The 5,919-nt window shown below is 70.6% G+C and carries 5 protein-coding genes and 1 tRNA gene; 4 read left to right on the top strand and 2 right to left on the bottom strand.

The window, feature by feature from the left end:
* Nucleotides 1–25: 25 nt before the first annotated feature.
* The 4 genes from efeB to ACFXGX_RS36565 all read left to right on the top strand — a co-directional run bounded on the left by efeB (nucleotide 26) and on the right by ACFXGX_RS36565 (nucleotide 5,114).
* Nucleotides 26–1,261, top strand: coding sequence for an iron uptake transporter deferrochelatase/peroxidase subunit (gene efeB / locus ACFXGX_RS36580; RefSeq protein WP_384800593.1), 1,236 nt, complete (start codon nucleotides 26–28; stop codon nucleotides 1,259–1,261).
* Between the two features lie 217 nt (nucleotides 1,262–1,478).
* Nucleotides 1,479–2,414 carry a prephenate dehydratase gene (gene pheA, locus ACFXGX_RS36575; protein WP_384800533.1) on the top strand — a complete coding sequence of 312 codons (936 nt, stop codon included), beginning with the start codon at nucleotides 1,479–1,481 and terminating at the stop codon, nucleotides 2,412–2,414.
* A gap of 571 nt (nucleotides 2,415–2,985) precedes the next feature.
* A complete protein-coding gene (gene serS / locus ACFXGX_RS36570) occupies nucleotides 2,986–4,263 on the top strand; it encodes a serine--tRNA ligase (RefSeq protein ID WP_384800530.1) in 1,278 nt (425 codons plus the stop codon).
* Complete coding sequence (locus ACFXGX_RS36565; RefSeq protein ID WP_384800527.1) at nucleotides 4,260–5,114, top strand: HAD family hydrolase; 855 nt, start codon at nucleotides 4,260–4,262, stop codon at nucleotides 5,112–5,114. Before serS ends, ACFXGX_RS36565 begins: the two co-directional genes overlap by 4 nt.
* Nucleotides 5,115–5,185: 71 nt before the next feature.
* On the opposite strand, the gene ACFXGX_RS36560 is transcribed toward ACFXGX_RS36565, so the two are convergent.
* Together ACFXGX_RS36560 and ACFXGX_RS36555 are read right to left on the bottom strand one after the other, a co-directional pair.
* A tRNA-Ser gene (locus ACFXGX_RS36560) sits at nucleotides 5,186–5,272 on the bottom strand.
* A gap of 263 nt (nucleotides 5,273–5,535) precedes the next feature.
* The gene (locus tag ACFXGX_RS36555) at nucleotides 5,536–5,766 is read right to left on the bottom strand and encodes a hypothetical protein (RefSeq protein ID WP_384800524.1); all 231 of its coding nucleotides are present in this window, start codon (nucleotides 5,764–5,766) and stop codon (nucleotides 5,536–5,538) included.
* Nucleotides 5,767–5,919 lie beyond the last annotated feature (153 nt).

Genomic DNA, 5,919 nt, shown 5'->3' with positions numbered 1-5,919 from the left:
GCCGAGCGCGGCTCCGAGCTGCGCGATGCGGAGCAGGAGCGTGGGGGTCATGTCACGGCGCCGGCTGCTCGGCACCGCCGGCGCCACCGGTCTCACCCTCGGAGCGGCGGGCGCGGCCGTGGGATACGCGGCGGCGCCCTCCCCCGCGAAAACCGTCCCGTTGACCTCTGTCGGCGCGGACATGGCAATGTTTCACGGGAAACATCAGCCGGGCATCACCACCGCTCTCCAGGCACGCGGCCACCTCGTCGCCTTCGACCTGACGGCCGGCGCGGGCCGCAGGGAGGCCGCCGCCCTGCTGCGCCGCTGGTCGGTGACGGCTCAGCGGCTCATGGCGGGCGAGGCCGCGGCCCACGAGGACACCGGCATCGCGCGGGACGCCGGCCCGTCCTCGCTCACCATCACCTTCGGCTTCGGCCACAGCTTCTTCGCCCGTACGGGCCTGGAGAAGCAGCGCCCGGTCGCGCTGGACCCCCTGCCCGACTTCTCCTCGGACCACCTCGACAAGGCGCGCAGCGACGGCGACCTGTGGGTGCAGATCGGGGCGAACGACGCCCTCGTCGCCTTCCACGCCCTGCGCTCGATACAGAAGGACGCGGGCGCCGCGGCGCGGGTGCGCTGGCAGATGAACGGCTTCAACCGCTCCCCGGGCGCCACCACCGAACCGATGACGGCCCGCAACCTGATGGGCCAGATCGACGGCACCCGCAACCCGAAGCCCGCCGAGCCCGACTTCGACGGACGCGTCTTCGTCCCCGCCTCCGGCACCCCGGAGTGGATGGCGAACGGCTCCTACGCCGTCGTCCGCCGTATCCGCATGCTGCTCGACGACTGGGAGAAGCTCTCGGGCAAGGCCCAGGAGGACGTCATCGGGCGGAAGAAGTCCACCGGCGCGCCGCTGAGCGGCGGCACCGAGACCACCGCGATGGACCTGGACAGGACCGACGCCGGCGGCAACCTGGTCGTGCCGGTCGACGCGCACGCCCGCATCACCCGGCCCGACCAGAACGGCGGCGCCGCGATGCTGCGCCGCCCGTTCTCCTTCCATGACGGCATCGACGCCGACGGGACGCCCGACGCCGGTCTGCTCTTCGTGTGCTGGCAGGCCGATCCGGTGCGCGGGTTCGTCCCCGTCCAGCGCAAACTCGACCGGGGCGACGCGCTCTCGACGTACATCCGCCACGAGTCGAGCGGCCTCTTCGCGGTGCCGGGCGGCGCGGCGGAAGGCGAGTACGTGGGGCAGCGCCTGCTGGAGGGATGACGCGGGCACTGCCCTCTGCACCTCCGCGGTGTCCTGTACCGGAGTCGGTACCGGGGCGGTACCCGGGCGGTGCCGGGATCGGTGCCGGGATCCACCCGGACTCGGTGCGGGGGCTCCGTACCGTGCTCCGTACCGCGGTACCGGTCTCCGTACCGGGCCCGCTTCCGGGCGACCGCGGGCGTCGGACGCGTCGCGCGAGGCCCATTAGGGTGACGGTATGTCGGCGACGCGCTACACCTATCTCGGCCCCGAGGGTACGTTCACCGAGGCCGCCCTTCGCACGCTTCCCGAGGCCGCGACGCGGGAGCTGGTCCCCATGGTGTCCGTCCCGGCCGCGCTCGACGCGGTACGCGGCGGCCAGGCCTCGGGCGCGCTGGTCCCGATCGAGAACTCCGTCGAGGGCGGGGTCACCGCCACCCTGGACGAGCTCGCCAAGGGCGACCCGCTGATGATCTACCGCGAGGTCGTGCTGCCGATCGCCTTCGCCCTGCTGGTCAGGCCCGGCACGACGCTGAAGGACGTCAAGACCGTCACCGGACACCCGGTCGCCCAGCCGCAGGTGCGCAACTGGCTGGCCGCGCATCTGCCGGAGGCCGTCTGGGAGTCGGCGGCCTCGAACGCGGACGGCGCCCGGCTGGTCCAGGAGGGCCGGTTCGACGCGGCCTTCGCGGGCGAGTTCGCCGCGGCCACGTACGGCCTCGAACCGCTGGTGACCGAGATCCACGACGCGGCGAACGCCGAGACCCGCTTCGTGCTGGTCGGCCGCCCGGCCAGGCCCGCCGCGCCGACCGGCGCCGACAAGACGTCCGTGGTCATCTGGCTCGGCGACGACCACCCCGGAGCGCTGCTCGAACTGCTCCAGGAATTCGCCGTGCGCGGCGTCAACCTGATGCGGATCGAATCCCGCCCGACCGGCCAGGGCATCGGCAATTACTGCTTCTCGGTGGACGCCGAGGGACATATCACCGACCGCCGGGTGGGCGAGGCATTGATGGGCCTCAAGCGGATTTGTCCCCAGGTGCGCTTCCTCGGTTCCTATCCGCGCGCCGGCGTCGCCCTGGAGGACGTACGTCCGCTGCGGCCGGGGACGTCGGACAACGAGTTCTCCTCGGCCTCGGACTGGCTGGCGCGCTGCGCCGACGGCCGGTTCTGAGCGGCGGGTCCACGCCCGTCCGAGCGTTTCCCCCAGGTCCCGCCTGCCGATTCTCGTCATCCACAGAGTTATCCACAGGCATGCTTCTCGACCTGGGGACAAGTCGACAACGAAGCACTACATGGTCGACAAATCGGCTACTCGACCCAAGTCCGTCCACACCCCCATACGTCCCTCTTCGTCTACCCTTTTCCATTGATCAACCCGATAGGGCGAATCATTTACACCCGAAAGTGGCTGTACGGAGGGTTTGAACCGGGAATTCCACGGCCACCGAAGGGGTATCGGAATGATCAATTCCGACATCCACAGATCATCCACACACCCTGTGGATAACTCCCATCACGGGCCTACCCCTGTGGACAACCCACACAGCAAGTCCCGCTCACCGCAAGGAAATCCAGTCAACCGGTGAAGCGCCGTCTGCCCCGTTTCAGGGAGTAGGCCCCTTTTCCTTGACGTCGTTCGGTGATCAAGGGATTCGATCCGGCATTTCACTCATACCGTGACAGCCGTCACGCTCTGGAATATCGGGTCGTTGGCCGGAGATCCGCACCGGTAGCCTTGAGGGGTGATTGACCTTCGCCTGCTCCGTGAGGACCCCGACCGTGTTCGCGCCTCCCAGCGCGCCCGTGGAGAGGATGTCGCGCTCGTCGACTCCCTCCTCTCCGCCGACGAGCGGCGCAGGTCGTCCGGCGTCCGCTTCGACGAGCTGCGTTCCGAGCAGAAGTCGCTCGGCAAGCTGATCCCCAAGGCCACCCCGGACGAGCGCGCCGAGCTGCTGAAGAAGGCCGAGCAGCTCAAGACCGACGTCAAGGCCGCCGAGGCCGAACAGAACGAGGCGGACGAGGAGACCAAGCGGCTCCTCCTCCGGCTCGGCAACCTGGTACATCCGGACGTCCCGGTCGGCGGCGAGGAGGACTTCGTCGTCCTGGAGACGCACGGGACCATCCGCGACTTCGCCGCCGAGGGCTTCGAGCCCAAGGACCACCTGGAACTCGGCGAGGCACTCGGCGCCATCGACGTCGAGCGCGGCGCCAAGGTGTCCGGCTCCCGCTTCTACTACCTGACTGGTGTCGGCGCGCTCCTGGAGCTCGCCCTCGTCAACGCGGCGATCGCCCAGGCCACCGAGGCCGGCTTCACGCCGATGCTGACCCCGGCCCTGGTCCGCCCGCGCGCCATGGAGGGCACCGGCTTTCTCGGCCAGGCCTCCGAGAACGTGTACCACCTGGAGAAGGACGACTACTACCTGGTCGGCACCTCCGAGGTCCCGCTCGCCGCGTACCACATGGACGAGATCCTCGACGCCGACAAGCTGCCGATGCGCTACGCCGGTTTCTCGCCGTGCTTCCGCCGCGAGGCCGGCACGTACGGCAAGGACACCCGCGGCATCTTCCGCGTGCACCAGTTCGACAAGGTCGAGATGTTCTCGTACGTGGCTCCCGAGGACGCCGAGAACGAGCACCAGCGGCTCCTCGAGTGGGAGAAGCAGTGGCTGACCGGCCTCGAACTGCCCTTCCAGGTGATCGACGTGGCCAGCGGCGACCTGGGGGCCTCGGCCTCCCGCAAGTTCGACTGCGAGGCGTGGATCCCGACCCAGGGCAAGTACCGCGAGCTGACCTCGGCCTCGAACTGCGACGGTTTCCAGGCCCGCCGTCTGTCGGTCCGTATGCGCGACGGCAAGAAGGTCCAGCCGCTCTCCACGCTGAACGGCACGCTGTGTGCCGTCCCGCGCACCATCGTGGCGATCCTGGAGAACCACCAGCTCGCCGACGGTTCGGTGCGCGTGCCCGAGCTGCTGCGTCCGTACCTGGGCGGCCGTGAGGTTCTGGAGCCGATCTCCAAGTGACCAGCACCACCGGTTCGACGGGAGCGTCCGGGGCCACCGGGCCCGGGGCGTTCCCGTACAAGCTCGTCGCGACCGATCTCGACGGGACGCTGCTGCGTTCCGACGAGACGGTCTCGCCGCGCACGCGTGACGCGCTCGCCGCGGTGACCGAGCGGGGCGCCGCCCACATCGTGGTCACCGGACGAGCGGTGCCCTGGACGCGGCACATCCTCGACGCGCTCGGCTACGAGGGTCTCGCGGTCTGCGGTCAGGGCGCGCAGGTCTACCACGCGGGAGAACACCGCCTGCTCACGTCCGTGACGCTGGACCGGCAGCTCGCCGGTCTCGCGCTCGCCAAGATCGAGGCGGAGGTCGGCCCCCTGCTGCTGGCCGCGAGCCGCGACGGGCTGGACGGCGAGGTGCTGGTCGGCCCCGGCTACCGCAGGCTGGAGGGCGCGCTGCCGGTCGTCCCGATCAAGGACGCGGCGGACCTGTGGTCGGCGCCTCTGAACAAGGTGTACGTCCAGCATCCGGCGCTTTCCGACGACGAGCTCGCGGCCGTTGCCGTGAAGGTCGCGGGCGGACTCGTCGGTGTCACGATGGCGGGCCCGGGCGTGGTGGAGCTGCTTCCGCTCGGCCTCTCGAAGGCGACGGGGCTGTCCCTGGCGGCCCGGCGCCTGGGCATCAAGGCCGCGGACACCATCGCCTTCGGCGACATGCCGAACGACCTCCCGATGTTCGCCTGGGCGGCCCGCGGGGTGGCCATGGCCAACGCCCACGACGATCTCAAGGCGATCGCGGACGAGGTGACGTCCTCGAACGAGGAGGACGGGATCGCCGTCGTCCTGGAGCGGTTGCTGACGCGTCCGTAGCGTCGGCCGGACACCGGGGCACGACCGCCGACGCGGTGGTGCCCCGTGCTTCCTGGTGCTTCTCGGTTGTGCGGAGGATGCGCGGATCGAACGCGCGCGGGGCTTCACCCCCGACCACGGCTTAGCAAGCCGGTGCCTTTCCACTCGGCCAATCCTCCGGGTGGGCGGCCCGCGCGTGACGCGCGCTCGAAGCGGCCGCCCCGGGCAACTCCCCCTGCGGAGCGGGTTCGACGGAGGTAGTGACTACTCCGGAACCTGCCGCGGGCTGCCCTGTCGGGAACTCGACGAACTGCTCCTGATGAACATCGTCGCGCTCCTCTCCCAGCGTGTGGCGCCGGCTCGACGCGGCGGCGTGGACAGCAACCACTGTGCCCGTACGCCGACTTGGGCGCCACTGATTAAAGGGCGCGTTCCCGGTGGCTCACTTGCGGCGCCATCTGCGCCGGCGCCCCTTGCTGAAGAACCAGCCGGCGGGCGGCTCGTCGGAGCGCCAGGGCTGCGGATCGGGGCCCGACTCGCGCCAGCGGGCGGCGAGCATACGCGCGCGGGCCGACGGTTCGGTCGTCTCGGCGGACCGTACGAAGTCCTCGTCGAGCACGAGGTCGTCCCACGGCTCCCCCGCCGGTTCCCTTCCCGGTTCCTCGGTCGTCATCCCCGTTCCTCCCGGCCGTACGTCCCCGTTCGGCCCAGTGTGACCGGACCGGGGTGAAGCCGCTGTCAAGGAAAAAGAGGGCTCCCCGCGCGGGGGGGGGGCGGGGGCGCCGGCCGGCCGGCGGGCGCGCCCGGCGCGCACGCCGCGCGCGCG

It is taken from the genome of Streptomyces sp. NPDC059371 (assembly GCF_042751995.1).
Taxonomy (GTDB): domain Bacteria; phylum Actinomycetota; class Actinomycetes; order Streptomycetales; family Streptomycetaceae; genus Streptomyces.
Note: the sequence above shows the minus strand (reverse complement) of the source record. Positions and strands in the feature narration are given on the sequence as shown.

Bases quoted from the DNA above. Each gene is read 5' to 3' on its own strand.
- efeB (WP_384800593.1), top strand. From the start codon at position 26: ATGCGGAGCAGGAGCGTGGGGGTCATGTCACGGCGCCGGCTGCTCGGC.
- pheA (WP_384800533.1), top strand. From the start codon at position 1,479: ATGTCGGCGACGCGCTACACCTATCTCGGCCCCGAGGGTACGTTCACC.
- ACFXGX_RS36555 (WP_384800524.1), bottom strand. From the start codon at position 5,766: ATGACGACCGAGGAACCGGGAAGGGAACCGGCGGGGGAGCCGTGGGAC.